17 protein-coding genes are annotated in these 14,467 nt (G+C 49.9%); 14 read left to right on the top strand and 3 right to left on the bottom strand.

Annotation, left to right across the window (positions count from 1 at the left end; genetic code table 11):
- The first annotated feature begins 186 nt into the window (after positions 1-186).
- Genes LG201_RS01075 through motD form a run of 8 tightly spaced genes read left to right on the top strand, consistent with a single transcriptional unit; the run spans position 187 to position 8,038 of the window.
- Positions 187-327 carry a hypothetical protein gene (locus LG201_RS01075; protein ID WP_226770341.1) on the top strand — a complete coding sequence of 47 codons (141 nt, stop codon included), beginning with the start codon at positions 187-189 and terminating at the stop codon, positions 325-327.
- Entirely contained in the window at positions 306-1,454 is a 1,149-nt protein-coding gene (flhB, locus tag LG201_RS01070) for a flagellar biosynthesis protein FlhB (RefSeq protein WP_226770340.1), read from the top strand. The genes LG201_RS01075 and flhB overlap by 22 nt, the downstream gene beginning before the upstream one ends.
- Positions 1,451-3,523 carry a flagellar biosynthesis protein FlhA gene (gene flhA / locus LG201_RS01065; RefSeq protein ID WP_226770339.1) on the top strand — a complete coding sequence of 691 codons (2,073 nt, stop codon included), beginning with the start codon at positions 1,451-1,453 and terminating at the stop codon, positions 3,521-3,523. Before flhB ends, flhA begins: the two co-directional genes overlap by 4 nt.
- Positions 3,520-4,950 carry a flagellar biosynthesis protein FlhF gene (gene flhF / locus LG201_RS01060; RefSeq protein WP_226770338.1) on the top strand — a complete coding sequence of 477 codons (1,431 nt, stop codon included), beginning with the start codon at positions 3,520-3,522 and terminating at the stop codon, positions 4,948-4,950. The genes flhA and flhF overlap by 4 nt, the downstream gene beginning before the upstream one ends.
- Positions 4,943-5,761 carry a MinD/ParA family ATP-binding protein gene (locus LG201_RS01055; RefSeq protein ID WP_226770337.1) on the top strand — a complete coding sequence of 273 codons (819 nt, stop codon included), beginning with the start codon at positions 4,943-4,945 and terminating at the stop codon, positions 5,759-5,761. The genes flhF and LG201_RS01055 overlap by 8 nt, the downstream gene beginning before the upstream one ends.
- 14 nt (positions 5,762-5,775) lie before the next feature.
- Positions 5,776-6,510 (top strand): RNA polymerase sigma factor FliA, encoded by a 735-nt coding sequence (locus LG201_RS01050; protein ID WP_226770336.1) that lies wholly within the window; start codon positions 5,776-5,778, stop codon positions 6,508-6,510.
- On the top strand, positions 6,492-7,232 hold the full coding sequence (locus LG201_RS01045) for a flagellar motor protein (protein ID WP_226770335.1): 741 nt from the start codon (positions 6,492-6,494) through the stop codon (positions 7,230-7,232). Before LG201_RS01050 ends, LG201_RS01045 begins: the two co-directional genes overlap by 19 nt.
- 14 nt (positions 7,233-7,246) lie before the next feature.
- Positions 7,247-8,038 carry a flagellar motor protein MotD gene (gene motD / locus LG201_RS01040; RefSeq protein WP_226770334.1) on the top strand — a complete coding sequence of 264 codons (792 nt, stop codon included), beginning with the start codon at positions 7,247-7,249 and terminating at the stop codon, positions 8,036-8,038.
- 62 nt (positions 8,039-8,100) lie between these two features.
- Here the strand turns inward: motD and LG201_RS01035 are convergent, their stop codons facing one another.
- The 3 genes from LG201_RS01035 to flgA form a co-directional block, all read right to left on the bottom strand.
- Positions 8,101-8,550: a flagella synthesis protein FlgN gene (locus LG201_RS01035; protein WP_226770333.1), complete on the bottom strand. Its 450-nt coding sequence runs from the start codon at positions 8,548-8,550 to the stop codon at positions 8,101-8,103.
- 28 nt (positions 8,551-8,578) lie between these two features.
- Entirely contained in the window at positions 8,579-8,884 is a 306-nt protein-coding gene (flgM, locus tag LG201_RS01030; protein WP_226770332.1) for a flagellar biosynthesis anti-sigma factor FlgM, read from the bottom strand.
- A gap of 143 nt (positions 8,885-9,027) precedes the next feature.
- Positions 9,028-9,735 carry a flagellar basal body P-ring formation chaperone FlgA gene (flgA, locus tag LG201_RS01025; protein ID WP_226770331.1) on the bottom strand — a complete coding sequence of 236 codons (708 nt, stop codon included), beginning with the start codon at positions 9,733-9,735 and terminating at the stop codon, positions 9,028-9,030.
- A 229-nt stretch (positions 9,736-9,964) separates the two neighbouring features.
- On the opposite strand from flgA, the gene flgB reads away from it, so the two are divergent.
- From flgB to flgG, 6 genes are all read left to right on the top strand, one after another.
- Positions 9,965-10,375 carry a flagellar basal body rod protein FlgB gene (gene flgB, locus LG201_RS01020; RefSeq protein ID WP_226770330.1) on the top strand — a complete coding sequence of 137 codons (411 nt, stop codon included), beginning with the start codon at positions 9,965-9,967 and terminating at the stop codon, positions 10,373-10,375.
- Between the two features lie 39 nt (positions 10,376-10,414).
- Positions 10,415-10,819, top strand: coding sequence for a flagellar basal body rod protein FlgC (gene flgC / locus LG201_RS01015; RefSeq protein WP_226770329.1), 405 nt, complete (start codon positions 10,415-10,417; stop codon positions 10,817-10,819).
- A gap of 21 nt (positions 10,820-10,840) precedes the next feature.
- Entirely contained in the window at positions 10,841-11,524 is a 684-nt protein-coding gene (locus LG201_RS01010; RefSeq protein WP_226770328.1) for a flagellar hook assembly protein FlgD, read from the top strand.
- A 48-nt stretch (positions 11,525-11,572) separates the two neighbouring features.
- A complete protein-coding gene (gene flgE, locus LG201_RS01005; protein ID WP_226770327.1) occupies positions 11,573-12,796 on the top strand; it encodes a flagellar hook protein FlgE in 1,224 nt (407 codons plus the stop codon).
- A gap of 39 nt (positions 12,797-12,835) precedes the next feature.
- The gene (gene flgF, locus LG201_RS01000) at positions 12,836-13,576 is read left to right on the top strand and encodes a flagellar basal-body rod protein FlgF (protein ID WP_226770326.1); all 741 of its coding nucleotides are present in this window, start codon (positions 12,836-12,838) and stop codon (positions 13,574-13,576) included.
- Positions 13,577-13,650: 74 nt separating this feature from the next.
- Complete coding sequence (gene flgG, locus LG201_RS00995) at positions 13,651-14,433, top strand: flagellar basal-body rod protein FlgG (protein ID WP_226770325.1); 783 nt, start codon at positions 13,651-13,653, stop codon at positions 14,431-14,433.
- The last annotated feature ends 34 nt before the right edge of the window (positions 14,434-14,467 follow it).

Raw genomic sequence — 14,467 nt, 5'->3', positions numbered from 1 at the left:
ACACTTAACGGCAGCACTTAAATAATCTTTAGGATAATTTTTAAAAATATTTGATTTATTTTATAACCAACTGATTTAATTAAAAAAATAAATGTAAATATTTTCCACTTAATACAACTAACGACCTCATTTAGAGAAACTTTAGGGATTTTTAGAAGAATTTTTACCATCTTCCAAAAAGAATGCGTGGCTTTATCCCTTCTGTTCTTCGATTTCATTGCTTACACCGTGCCGAATAATGCAGCCATCGATCAAAGCAGCATGATCCAGATAGAAGATGCAGCAGCAACAGTGGAGTCAAGAACATGGCGCAAGATAGCGATTTAGAGAAAACAGAACAGCCCACAGGCCGGCGCATAGAGAAAGCGCGGGAAGAAGGTGACGTTCCTCGCTCGCGTGAGTTGGCTACCTGTACCGTGCTGCTGGCTGGAGGCATGGGGCTATTGATGATGGGGGGACGCCTGAATCAGGCCATGCTGGTTAATATGCATAGCAATTTACGTATCAGCCGCGAATCCGCTTTCGACTTCAACCTGCTGATTAGCAAAATCAGCGCTGGCATTCTGGATTTGCTTATTGCCTTTGCCCCACTCGCACTGCTACTGCTGATTGTCATTATTGGTTCACCTGCATTGATTGGCGGCTGGAATGTGAGCAGCAAGGCTTTTATGCCCAAGTTCAGCAAGCTCAATCCGATCAATGGCATTTCCAATCTGTTCTCCAAAAACTCTTTGGTCGAACTTGTGAAAGCGGTCCTTAAAGCCATCCTGGTGGGATCTGTGTCTTATATGGTGATGGCACATGATTTCGACATGATCCTGTCACTTTCCACACAACCATTGGAAAGCAGCATTGCCCAAGTCGATGGCATCCTGATCAAGGGATTTCTATTCATTGTGTCTGCCTTGGTATTGATCGCGATCATTGATGTGCCCTACCAACTTTGGAATTACAACAACAAGTTGAAAATGACCAAGGAAGAAGTAAAACAAGAGTCCAAGGAAAGCGAAGGTAACCCAGAAATAAAAGCGCGCATTCGCCAACAACAACGAGAAATGGCACGCCGCCGCATGATGGCGGAAATTCCCAAGGCGGATGTGGTGATTACCAATCCTACGCACTACGCGGTAGCGATCAAGTATGACGATGGCCTGATGGGCGCCCCTAGAGTCATTGCCAAGGGCGCTGATGATATTGCCCTGAAAATTCGAGAAATTGCCAGTGAACATCAAGTCCCTACACTGGAATCGCCCAAGCTAGCTCGGGCACTGTATGCGCATACTGAGCTTGGCGATGAGATTCCACAGGCGCTGTATGCCGCAGTAGCTGAAATTCTTGCCTATATCTTTCAATTACGCACTTACAAGACTCAGGGCGGTTATTACCCCGATGTACCAAGGGCACTTGATGTACCAGATGCTCTGGATCCTCATTTCCAAGGAGCTAATGCATGAATGCCATCAAATTCCCCGCATGGCTGAGTGGCGGTAGCTCATTAGCGGCTCCGCTTATCATCATCATGTTGCTGGCAATGATGATACTGCCTTTGCCGGCAATCGCACTGGATGCGCTGTTTAGCTTCAATATTGCCCTGTCCATCCTGGTATTGCTCATAGGCTTACAAACCACCAAACCTCTGGACTTCATTGCATTCCCTACCATACTGCTGGTCACCACCATGTTGCGCCTTTCGCTCAATGTGGCATCAACCCGCGTGGTACTGACCGAAGGGCATACAGGTCCTGATGCAGCCGGCAAGGTGATTGAGGCTTTTGGCCACTTCCTGATCGGCGGCAACTACACCGTCGGTATCGTTGTCTTCGTCATCCTCACCATCATCAACTTTGTCGTGGTGACAAAAGGCGCAGGGCGGATTGCAGAAGTCGGAGCACGCTTCACCTTGGACGCGATGCCTGGTAAGCAGATGGCGATTGATGCCGACTTAAATGCGGGATTGATTGGAGAAGAGGATGCCCGCAAACGTCGCAAGGAAATCAGCCAGGAAGCTGAATTCTACGGTGCCATGGATGGTGCTAGTAAATACGTACGAGGCGATGCGGTTGCCGGTATTCTAGTCATCATCATCAATATTATCGGCGGCCTGATCGTGGGCATGGCTCAACACGACCTGAGCTTCAGCGAGGCCGTCAAGAACTATACATTGCTTGCGATTGGTGATGGCCTGGTGGCTCAGATTCCTGCCCTCATCATTTCCGTAGCAGCAGGTGTGGTGGTTTCGCGTGTTGCGGATGATCGCGATATTGGCAACCAGTTGATTGGCCAGCTATTCTCCAAGCCTAAAGCCATTTACGTGACCGCAGGCATTATTGCTGGCTTGGGATTGATTCCAGGCATGCCACACTTTGCCTTTTTGCTACTTGCTGGATTATTAGCATGGATTGCATATACCGCCGACAAAAAGCAGCAATCTGCAGAAGTGGCAACAGAGTCAGCCCCTGCCCCAGTCGCAGACTCTCCAGAAGCCAGTTGGGACGATGTCTTGCCGGTGGATGTGATCGGCCTTGAAGTTGGCTATCGGTTGATTCCCTTGGTGGATATGGCGCAAGGCGGAGATTTGTTAAAGCGTATAAAAGGACTACGCAAGAAGTTTGCTCAGGAAGTGGGTTTCCTGCCCCCTGCCATCCATATTCGCGACAACCTGGAACTGAAGCCAGCAGGCTACCGGATTACCTTGAAAGGGGTTGAACTTGCCAATGGTGAATCCTATCCGGGTCAATACCTTGCGATAGATCCCGGTAACGTGACAGGCGAACTGCAAGGCACCGCCACTATGGACCCTGCCTTTGGCCTGCCAGCCGTCTGGATCGAGGCAAATATGCGCGATCAAGCCCAGGCCATGGGATATACCGTAGTGGATACCAGCACCGTGATCGCGACGCACCTGAACCACATGATTACCTCACACGCCGCTGAGCTGCTAGGCCGCCAGGAAGTTCAGCAGCTATTGGATCATATTGGCAAAGAAGCCCCCAAACTGGTGGAAGACCTGGTGCCCAAGCTGCTCAGCCTGTCTGTAGTACAAAAAGTACTGCAGAATCTGCTGATCGAGGGTGTACACATTCGAGACATGCGCACCATCATTGAAACCCTCTCTGAACATGCACCACGCGTTCAGGATACCGACGAGCTCACCTCACTCATTCGCGTGCAGCTAGGCAGAGCGATCGTGCAGCAATTGTTCCCCAGCAGCAATGAAGTGCCCGTGATGGCGCTGGATCACAATCTGGAGCGCCTGTTGTTACAAGCCTTGCAATCTACCGCCGCTGGCGCCGCCGCAATAGAACCGGGACTCGCAGATACCTTGTCGACACAAACCGCCAATGCAGCAAAACAACAAGAACAAATGGGAATGGCACCGGTGTTACTGGTACCTGGCGCTTTACGCACTGCCCTGTCCAGATTCCTGAGAAGAGCAGTACCGCGATTGCGTGTACTGGCTCATGAAGAACTACCTGATACGAAAACCATACGCGTTACCAGTCTGATTGGAGGCCAAGCATGAACATCAAACGTTATTTCGGCAAAAATTCCCGTGATGCATTAAATATGGTGCGCCAAGAACTGGGAGCGGATGCGGTGATTCTTTCAAACCGGGCAGTCGCAGGTGGTAATGAAATTCTCGCTTTCCGGGAAGAGGACATGGCAAAACTGGTCGCTAGCAATGATCCAAAACCCAAATCACCAACCAAGCAGCCTCTGCCTCCTGTTACCCATCATGCAGAACCTGCTCCAGAGACCTTGGTATCCATGCTGAGTCGTAGCAAGCGCGTACTCAAGACGGCAGAACCATTAAACCATGCTGAGCTAAAAGCGCAGCGTGCTGACAATCGCACACCAGTAGCTCCTCAGCCTCAACCCGCCAATAGAATGCAAGCTCCAGCAATGGTCAAGCCTGTAGTCAAACATGAAGCTAAAGCCGTTGGTGTTCCGGCTGTTGACACCAAGCATGCACAAAACGGTTTTTCTTCGATGATGAAGGAAATGCGCTCAATGCGCAGCACGATTGAATCGCAATTGACAGAAATGGCCTGGGGTAATATTCAGCAACGCAATCCGGCCAAATCCAGCGTACTGCAATCAATGATTGCTGCAGGCTTTAGCGCCGGCCTGTCCCGTCAGATTGCAGAAAACACTCCAGCTCAGCACACTGAAGTCGAGGCGATGAAATGGTTACAGACTGTGATCAGTAAAAACCTGAACACCATCAACGACGAACAGCAAATACTGGATGAAGGTGGGATTTTTGCTCTGGTCGGCCCAACAGGTGTGGGCAAGACCACGACGACGGCCAAACTGGCTGCTCGTTTTGTCATGAAACATGGCGCCAAAAAGCTGGCCCTCATCACCACTGACTCCTATCGTATCGGTGGGCATGAGCAATTACGCATTTACGGCAAGATACTCGGTGTCATGGTGCATGCGGTCAAAGACGAGGCAGATCTCAAGCTGGCGCTGAATGAGCTGAAAGGCAAACACACGATCCTGATTGACACAGTGGGTGTCAGCCAGCGTGACCGTATGGTAGCGGAGCAAATTACCATGCTTTCCAATACAGGTATGCCCATCAAGAAAATTCTGTGCATGAATGCCACCAGCACAGGTGAAACCCTGACCGATGTGATTGAGGCTTACAAAAGCCGCGGGCTGGATGGCTGCATTATCACCAAGCTTGACGAGGCAGCCACCATCGGTAGCGTATTAGACGTCATCATTCGTGAAAAACTCAGGCTGTATTATGTAGCCAATGGTCAACGTGTGCCTGAAGACATCCATCTGGCCAACAAAAGCCTACTCGTCCATCACGCATTTAAGATTGCGCGCAAGAAAACAGACCATTTCCGCTTTAGAGACGAGGAAATACCTTTTATCATGGCCAATATGACTGCGGATACGAGTACTTCTGGACTCGTGGGGATGAAGCATGACTAATCACCGTGACCAAGCCACCGGCCTAAGACGCTTAATGGCCGGCCCCACCCCAAAAATACTGTCTATCCTGTCTGCGGCTCACAATAACGAGCAAACAAGATTACTCACCAATCTCGCTGCTTCACTGCACAGGCAAGGCAGCGACGTGATGATACTTGATGCGACGCAAACCCCTCTGCGCCCGGCTCAAGGCTATGGATTCGCTGCACAGCAATCCAGCTTAATTGAAGCCTTGCATCGGCCTGATCTGACTCATGAGATAATAAACACTACCGGACAAGGCTATTCTGTTGCAAAATTGCTATCTAGCGATTCTGATGCCCATTTATTGAGCAAAGAAAAAACCATGATGCAGATAGAACGCATGTTTATGGGGATGGCAGGCCAACATGAAATCGTGTTGATTGATGCAGCACTCAATAGCCAAGATACCATGCCGCTCAATATGCTGAATAAGGGAGACATATTGATTCACATGACACGAGACGCCGACTCCATCACAGCCGCTTACCGCCTCATTAAACAGCTGTGTAACCAGGTCGGCAGGCGTTCTTTTGGTGTGCTGGTTTCGCAGGCAAACGAAGCGCAGGCAAAAATAGTATTCCAGAATATTGCTGACGTGGCTCAGCGCCATTTGCACATTGAGCTGGAATTTATAGGATTAATCCCCACGGATGAACATCTTGGCCGTGCGGCCAAGTTGGGGCGTGCCGTCATTGATGCATTTCCGATGGCAAAAGCATCCGCAGCCTTCAAGGCGTTAGCCAGAAAAATAGACCATCACCACGGCCTACAGGCATCTTTCAGCTAATTTAAGGATATCTGATGTACACCTTGCATGGAAAAACCAATCACAAGGAAGAATTGCTGAAACAACATGCAAGCCTGGTGAAGAAAATTGCTTTCCAGCTCAAGGCTAAACTCCCAGCCAGTGTCGATATCGATGACTTAGTCCAGGCTGGAATGATGGGATTGCTTGACGCGACCAACCGCTACGAAGACACCCACGGTGCACAGTTTGAGACCTATGCTGCCCAGCGCATACGCGGCTCGATGATAGATGAATTGCGCCGTGCAGACTGGCTGCCGCGTAGTGTGCGCAAGAACATGCGCGATGTTGAAACTGCAATCCATGGGCTAGAGCAAAAACTGGGACGGCCCCCAAGCGAAGGGGAAGTTGCTCGAGAGCTTAATCTATCCATGGATGACTTTCAGGAAATGCTGGGCGACTGTAGCGGCCATCAACTTATTTATTATGAAGACTTCAGCGAACAGGAAAGTGGCGATCACTTTCTCGATCGCTACAACAAAGATGAGTCTGGCGACCCCCTGAAGATTCTACTCTCCGGGGATTTCCGTGAAGCATTGATTGATGCCATTGAAACACTGCCCGAGCGGGAAAAAATATTGATGGGCCTATATTACGAACAGGAAATGAACCTGAAAGAAATTGGTGCCATCATGAGCGTTTCTGAATCCAGAGTTTGCCAGTTGCATACGCAAGCTGTTGCACGCCTGCGTGCAAACTTGAAAGAAAAATTGTGGACTGGAGCAGCATAGGTGGCATAGTACTGGCGCTTGGCGGTATCCTGCTAGGCCAGGCGGTTGAAGGCGGCAAGATCAGCTCACTGATCCAGCCTGCCGCGTTCATGATTGTCATTTTCGGTACCGTCGGCGCCGTATTGCTGCAGACCAAACCCTCTTACTTTATCCAGGGGGTACGTTTAGCAAAGTGGATAGTCTTACCCCCAGAAGATGATCGCGAAAAGCTCGCACGTCGCGTGGGATCATGGAGCCAGATTGCACGTAAAGACGGCGTATTACTCCTTGAAAACTACATGTACTCGGAGCAAGACCCTTTTGTGAAAAAAGCCTTGCGCCTGCTGATCGATGGCACCCCACCTGAAAAAATTCGCGATATCTGTAATGTAGATATCAATCGATATGAAGCTTCGCAACGTAATGCCATCAAAATCTGGGAGTCGGCAGGCGGCTATGCACCCACAGTGGGCATCATGGGTGCCGTGCTGGGACTCATCCATGTAATGGAAAATCTTTCCGATCCCAGTCGCCTTGGTAGCGGGATTGCAGTCGCATTTGTCGCTACCATCTACGGGGTAGGCTTTGCCAATTTATTGTTCCTGCCCATAGGCAACAAACTCAAAAGTCTGGTACTGATAGAAACCACACGCAGGGAAATGCTGATAGAAGGCATTGTCGGTATTGCCAATGGCGAAAACCCCAAGGTAGTCGAAGATCGACTCGCCTCTTATTTAAGATAATCTCGGCTTGCGGCATGGGTAGAAGAAGAAAATTCGAAGAAGAACCAGAGAATCATGACCGCTGGCTGGTGTCTTATGCCGACTTCATCACCCTGCTATTTGCATTCTTCGTGGTGATGTATGGCATTTCCTCGGTCAATGAAGGCAAATACAAAGAACTCACTTCATCATTAGGCAGTGCATTCAGTGGTATTGCCAAAGAGGGAGAGATGAATCCAGCCTCATCAGATAGTGACTATCCTGCGGATCAAATATCCGTATCCCCATCCCTGATACATTCACTGCCACTAGCCCGCCTGCAAAAAGAGAAAGCGCGGCGCGAACAGGAAGCCATATCAGCCATGCTCTCCGACCTGTCAAAGTCGCTAAGCGCACTTTCGCAGAATGGAAAAATCAATATCACAAAAAATGATAGAGGCGTACGTATTGATATTTACGACAGCCTACTTTTCAACCCTGGATCCTCTGAGATCAAGACCGATGCTATCGCCCCGATTAATGATATTGCGCAGGTACTGATGCCAACCAGCTATGGCATTCAGGTTGAAGGACATACGGATAACATCCCGATTCAGAACAGCCAGTTTCCATCAAACTGGGAACTGTCTGCCATGCGGGCAACTAGCGTGGTGAGGCAGATGATCAAAGAGGGAATAGCAGAAAATCGCTTGAGTGCAGTAGGCTATAGTGACACGCAAGCTATTGCGGAAAATGATACGGAACAAGGACGAGCCAAGAATCGCCGGGTCTCAATTATGGTGCTGTACAAACCATTGAACAGCCCAACGCAAGAACATACCCTCTAGTCAATCAGCCAATCGAGCAAGAGGCTCTCCTGCGCTTAAACAGAATGGATTAATACCGAGGCTCAAGCTTGGGTATTGTAGAGACCGGATCCAGAACTGGATTGACCATTCGGGCCATAGAACTGGTTGGATGATGAACGTCCCAGTGTATTTAGTACATTCTGGTTGCGATTGAAATGTTTATTGATCAAGATGCCATTCAAGCGGTTAAGTTCTTTAGCCTGATCGACCAAGGCGTTGAAGCGCGCCCATGACTGCTGTGTACTTGCATCCTGTCCGGCCAACCAATTTGCCAAGCCATGCTCATCAGCCGCAAAACCAAGAGAAGATACTGTCTTGTAGCGATCCTGTGTGGCTGTGCTTAAATCTTGTAATACCTGCGCTTTTTCATTCAGCAACGCTTCCATGGTATCCACGTCTACTTTGATCAGGCTTGCCTGCTCACGCTTCAACAACAGCAACAAGGCGTCTACCAAATTAATTTCAACATCAAAGCCAGTTTGCACACTCATGGTCAGGATTGCCTTTCCCCTGCACCTACTATCTAGGTGTTGTCAGCAGGTCTTTTACAGTATTGATGAGGCCATCTGCGACCTTTTCAGAATCTACTCTGAACTGGCCACTGGAAATGGCAGATTTAATTGCACTTACTTTCTCAGCGTCATACACATTATCACTAGCTACGGCTGCTTCAAGAGATTGCAACTGTGAAGCCAGTGGTGACAATGTCACGCTTTCTCCAGCTACTGCTGAAGATTTTGGTTCGCTAGCCCTGCTGGCTGACTTGTTTTCAGTTTTCTCATTAGTGAGCGCTACTGCTTTTTGAAGTGCGTCATCGATTTTCATGGCGATTCCTTAAGCTTGTTTATTACAGCATAGATACATGCCGATATATTGCTCTTATCGGCCTGGTTTGTGTTAACTTTAGTAAAAATCGTGAAAGATTCTTCACTCACAAGCCACTGTTCCTAGGCATATCACGTCAAGCCTTAGAATATCACATCAATTTGCCCACCCTGCCTGGCCAGGCCACTAATCACCTGTCCATTGCCTACTTTGACTTTGACGCGTTGACCTTCGCCAGCATTGCCAAGTGCGGTTCCTTCGGCAGAAATTGTAAATCCATTGCCAGCAGAACTCAGCACCACTTTCTGCCCTTGCTGCACCACAGGGGTCACACGCAACATTTCCTGCCGCAACACGGTTCCTGCACTTAATGACACGCCAACACTCATGCCAACTGCCTGCGCGCTATCAGTAAAAATACCTGGTGGCAATTTTGCAAGATCGCCACGGTTTCTTGCCAGATCCTGCTCACTAATAATATGCCCCTGCGCCAAAGGAGTCGCCGTAATCAGATAATCAGCCATGACTTGCACATTGGCCTGCACATAGACTGTCCAGATGGCCGGTGCATTGCAGCGCACACCAACACTGGTTCTGCCCCATACGCGACTGCCATGGGGTAAAAACATCTGCATGGACGTACAAGCTGCAAGCTTCAATCGATTATCAATGGCGAGAGCAGAGACTGACACTTGCCCTGGATATCCTGCGCTTTGTGTGAGCAAAAAACCCTCAACTTTTTGACGCACAAGAGTAAGATCTTGATGAACATCCTCCGCACGGACTGACACAGCAACCAGACAGGAGCATATCGCGACAAGCACTATGCTTGCATGCTGCTTCACTTTCATGCTCCACCTCCTGTCATCCACTTCAATATCGTTGAAGGATTGTTAACAATTCAAGGTGGATTGTACGCAGGCAATCAAGTATAAAAACAGAAAACAGGGGTAGATTTACCCCGCTATTCAATCAATAGAATTTGCAGCAAGCACTCTAGACTCGCAATCATCTGTAATAACGGCAATATTCCGTGTTTCTTAACCAAACACAGTGGGCTGTTACCAACTGGAGGGATACATGATGAACAAGCTGGATGCGGCACTCAACTTTCACGAAACAGCGCTGCGCGTTCGCGGACAACGGCAGGAATTGCTGGCGGCTAACATCGCCAACGCAGATACCCCTGGCTATAAAGCGCGGGACATCAACTTTGCCGAGACGTTTAAACATGCTTTGTCAGGTGGCCCCAATGGCGGCCTGCCAGCTGCTACTACCAACGCAGCTCACATTCAGACCAGTGCATCCTCCAGTGGACAACCCGGTGGCGTAATGTTCCGCTCAATCATCCAAGGTAGCGTGGATGGCAATACGGTGGATATGGATGTGGAACGCACCCAGTTTGCTGATAATGCCTTGCGCTATGAAGCCAGCGTTACGATGATTAGCGGCCAGATCAAAAAAATGCTCGCTGCAGTACAGGGACAGTAACCATGCGCCTCTACCATTCCATACTGAAAGGAGACTGTCATGTCACTTTTTAATGTATTCAATATTTCCGGCTCAGCCATGAGTGCACAGGGCCAGCGTTTGAACGTGGTTGCAAGCAATCTCGCCAATGCCGACAGTGCAACCAGTGCCAATGGCCAGCCCTATAAAGCCAAGCAGATTGTATTTTCCGCCGTGCCACTCAATTCGGCAGATGCCCAGGGAGTCAAGGTCAAAGAGGTAAGAGAAGATCAATCTCCACCACAAATGAAATATGATCCCAAGCACCCCATGGCCGATGAAAACGGTTATGTCGCTATGCCCAATGTCAATGTGACAGAGCAGATGGTCGATATGATTTCCGCCTCACGCTCCTATCAAAACAACGTTGAAACCATGAATGCAGCCAAGACCATGCTGCTGAAGACCCTGACCATCGGTCAATAACCCTGAAAGCGAGACAAGATCATGGCAAGCACCTCTGGAATTTCTGACAATCTGCTGAACACAATGAATCCGACCAGCACATCATCGTCCAGCAGCATTTCTGAAACACAGGATCGTTTTATGAAGTTGCTGATCACGCAGATGAAAAATCAGGATCCCCTCAACCCCATGGACAATGCTGAAGTCACGAGCCAGATGGCCCAACTCTCGACTGTGACCGGCATTGAGAAAATGAATGCAACGCTCTCCGGATTTATTAGCAGCATGCAATCCACCCAGGCATTACAAGCGTCCAGCCTAATTGGGCGTGCAGTGCTGGTAGAAGGCAGCAGTGCATATCTTGCTCCTAGCAAAACTGAGGGCGAGTCAGAAGCCTATTTTGGCGTAGATTTACCAGTAGGAGCTGACAACCTCAAGGTCAATATCAAGGATGCTGGCGGTAATGTGGTCAAGACCTTCAACCTGAAAAACCAGGCTGCTGGCATTGCTCAAATCGGCTGGAATGGATTCAGTGAGGACGGCACCAAGCTTGCCGATGGCCGCTATACGATTGAGGCCACGGCCACCACCGGCAACAGCACAGTGGCATCAACCACCTTAAGTTACGAACAAGTCGTGAGCGTGTCTTCAGGCGCTAATGGGGTCAAGCTCAACCTCAGCAACCTAGCGTCCATTACCACCGACCAGATTAAGCAGATTTTCTGATCGAAACAGAAACACTTTAGCAGCGTGTAATTTCACCAGGAGAACAATATGGCTTTCCAGCAAGGTTTAAGCGGTCTCAATGCCGCCTCCAAAAGTATTGAGGTCATTGGCAATAACGTGGCAAATGCCAGCACTGTTGGCTTCAAACAATCCCGTGCAGAATTCGCAGATGTCTATGCCAACTCACTGGGTGGTGGTAGTGCATCCAAGATTGGTATCGGCACCAAGATAGCCGCGGTGACCCAGCAGTTTACCCAGGGCAATATCTCCAATTCCACAAACCCGCTGGATGTCGCAATCAATGGTAATGGCTTCTTCCGCATGAGCGACAATGGCACCATCAGCTACGCGCGTAATGGTCAATTCCAGCTGGACAAGGAAGGTTTTATCCAGAATGCTTCCGGGCAAAAGCTGACAGGCTATGCAGTTGTGAATGGCGTAGTACAGTCTGGAGCCCTGACTGAATTGCAAATTGATGCATCGGATCTTGCACCAAGGGCATCTACCTCAATTACCGGGCCGCTCAATCTGGATTCACGAGCTGAGATTAAAAGTGCAGCAAGCTTCAACCTGAATGATCCCACCACTTACAGCCATGCTACGCCTATAGAGGTATACGATTCCCAGGGCAATTCGCACAACGTACAACTGTATTACATCAAAACAGCCGCGAACCAATGGAGCATCATGGCCAGTGCGGATGGCGTGCAGACTCCAGCCGGCACCCCGCCGACACCTGTTGGCAGTATGGTATTTACAGGCTCAGGCTTGAACCCAACCATTACGACCAACCCATTGAGCATTCCTGTCACCACAGGTGGTACCTCACCACTTACTATCACGCTGGACCTGGTTGGCAGTACCCAATATGCAAACTCCTTCAACGAAAGTGACCTTGGACAAGATGGCTACGCGGCAGGCCGCCTCTCCAGCTTCAGCGTAGGCGCAGATGGTTCTATTTTGGGCCGTTATTCAAACGGTCAAAGCGCGGTACTGGGACAGGTAGCACTTGCCAATTTCCGCAATCTCAACGGCTTGCAACCGCTGGGCGATAACCTTTGGGCTGAAACTTCAGACTCAGGCCCACCGATTGTGGGGGTAGCCAACTCAGGCGGCCTGGGTGTATTGCAATCGTACCGGGTAGAAGAATCCAACGTGGATCTGACAGCGGAGCTGGTGAACATGATCACCGCACAACGTGTTTACCAAGCCAATGCACAGACGATCAAAACAGAAGATCAGATCATGCAGACCCTGGTCAACCTGCGTTAATCGCTGACTGACTCACCACTACATGCATAAGGAGCCGCTATGGACCGCTTGATCTATACGACCATGACCGGAATGAAACACGTCATGGAGCAACAGGCGACGACGTCAAACAATCTCGCCAACGCCACGACCACCGGATTCCGTTCACAGATAGATAGCTTTCGGGCGGTTCCTGTCATTAGCGATGGCCTGCCAACGCGTGCATTTGTAGTGGATTCTACCGTGGGAGCCAATTTCAACAGTGGCGTCATCCAAACCACTGGTCGTGAACTGGATGTCGCGATTCGCGATCAGGGGTGGTTTGCCGTGGAACGTGCTGATGGCACTGAGGCCTACACCCGCAATGGCAACTTCAAACTCAATGAAAACGGTGTACTGCAAACCCAGGAAGGCCTGACTGTCGTTGGTGACGGCGGCCCCATCACCATCCCGCCTGAATCCAAGGTGGCGATTGCCAATGATGGAACCGTGTCCGCCGTGTCCACCAATGTGGTCCCCATCATTACCAACCTGATTGGTCGCCTCAAACTGGTGAACCCCAATGATACCGATCTGGTGCGTGGTACCGATGGCTTGTTTGAGATGAAAAACCGTGCGCCGCTTGAGGCTGATGCCAATGTCACCGTTGCCAGCGGTACGCTGGAAAGCAGCAATGTCAACGTGGTTGAGGAAATGGTCAACATGATTACCCTGGCCAGGCAGTTTGACCTGCAGACCAAGCTGTTGCAAAACGCTGAGAATAACGCCACTAAAGCCGGTCAAATCTTCACTTTGAATTAAAGCCTAGCGGTATAACATAAGCATTAATTTCGCATATTCCGGCAACCACTGTTGCCAGCAACAAGGAGCAGATCATGATACGTTCGCTATGGATCGCCAAAACCGGCCTGGAAGCCCAGCAAACACAGATGGATGTGATTGCCAACAACCTCGCCAATGTCAGCACCAACGGGTTCAAGAAAACACGCGCCGTATTTGAAGACCTGCTCTACCAGAACATCCGCCAGCCAGGGGCACAATCCTCACAGCAAACGCAATTGCCGTCTGGCTTGCAATTGGGTACCGGTGTGCGCCCCGTTGCCACCGAGCGCATTCATACGCAAGGCAACCTGCAACAAACCGGCAACTCAAAAGACGTGGCCATCAGTGGCGACGGCTTTTTCCAGGTATTGCTGCCTGATGGCAGTACGGCCTACACCCGTGATGGCGCATTCCAGATGGATAATCAGGGTCAGCTGGTCACGGCCAGTGGCTTTACCATACAGCCTGCGATCGTGATCCCGCCAAATGCCCAGAGCATTACGGTCGGCCGTGATGGTACGGTATCCGTTGTGTTACCCGACAGTCCTAATGCCGTACAGATCGGCAGCTTTCAGCTCGCCACTTTCATCAATCCGGCTGGCTTGCAATCCCGTGGCGAAAACCTCTACGCAGAAACTGCTGCGTCAGGCACCGCCAATATCAACCAGCCTGGTAGCAATGGCGCAGGTATGCTGATACAGAACTATGTGGAAACCTCCAACGTCAACGTGGTGGAGGAGCTGGTCAGCATGATTCAGACCCAGCGCGCATATGAAATCAATAGCAAGGCGATTTCTACGTCAGACCAGATGTTGCAACGGCTTTCACAACTTTAAGTAACGACAATTCATCATGAATGAATTATCTGGC

Source organism: Methylobacillus gramineus (assembly GCF_020532675.1).
GTDB lineage: Bacteria > Pseudomonadota > Gammaproteobacteria > Burkholderiales > Methylophilaceae > Methylobacillus > Methylobacillus gramineus.
This window is presented reverse-complemented; position numbering and strand designations above follow the sequence as displayed.

Bases quoted from the DNA above. Each gene is read 5' to 3' on its own strand.
- flhB (WP_226770340.1), top strand. From the start codon at position 306: ATGGCGCAAGATAGCGATTTAGAGAAAACAGAACAGCCCACAGGCCGG.
- flhA (WP_226770339.1), top strand. From the start codon at position 1,451: ATGAATGCCATCAAATTCCCCGCATGGCTGAGTGGCGGTAGCTCATTA.
- flhF (WP_226770338.1), top strand. From the start codon at position 3,520: ATGAACATCAAACGTTATTTCGGCAAAAATTCCCGTGATGCATTAAAT.
- LG201_RS01055 (WP_226770337.1), top strand. From the start codon at position 4,943: ATGACTAATCACCGTGACCAAGCCACCGGCCTAAGACGCTTAATGGCC.
- LG201_RS01050 (WP_226770336.1), top strand. From the start codon at position 5,776: ATGTACACCTTGCATGGAAAAACCAATCACAAGGAAGAATTGCTGAAA.
- motD (WP_226770334.1), top strand. From the start codon at position 7,247: ATGGGTAGAAGAAGAAAATTCGAAGAAGAACCAGAGAATCATGACCGC.
- LG201_RS01035 (WP_226770333.1), bottom strand. From the start codon at position 8,550: ATGAGTGTGCAAACTGGCTTTGATGTTGAAATTAATTTGGTAGACGCC.
- flgM (WP_226770332.1), bottom strand. From the start codon at position 8,884: ATGAAAATCGATGACGCACTTCAAAAAGCAGTAGCGCTCACTAATGAG.
- flgA (WP_226770331.1), bottom strand. From the start codon at position 9,735: ATGAAAGTGAAGCAGCATGCAAGCATAGTGCTTGTCGCGATATGCTCC.
- flgB (WP_226770330.1), top strand. From the start codon at position 9,965: ATGATGAACAAGCTGGATGCGGCACTCAACTTTCACGAAACAGCGCTG.
- flgC (WP_226770329.1), top strand. From the start codon at position 10,415: ATGTCACTTTTTAATGTATTCAATATTTCCGGCTCAGCCATGAGTGCA.
- LG201_RS01010 (WP_226770328.1), top strand. From the start codon at position 10,841: ATGGCAAGCACCTCTGGAATTTCTGACAATCTGCTGAACACAATGAAT.
- flgE (WP_226770327.1), top strand. From the start codon at position 11,573: ATGGCTTTCCAGCAAGGTTTAAGCGGTCTCAATGCCGCCTCCAAAAGT.
- flgF (WP_226770326.1), top strand. From the start codon at position 12,836: ATGGACCGCTTGATCTATACGACCATGACCGGAATGAAACACGTCATG.
- flgG (WP_226770325.1), top strand. From the start codon at position 13,651: ATGATACGTTCGCTATGGATCGCCAAAACCGGCCTGGAAGCCCAGCAA.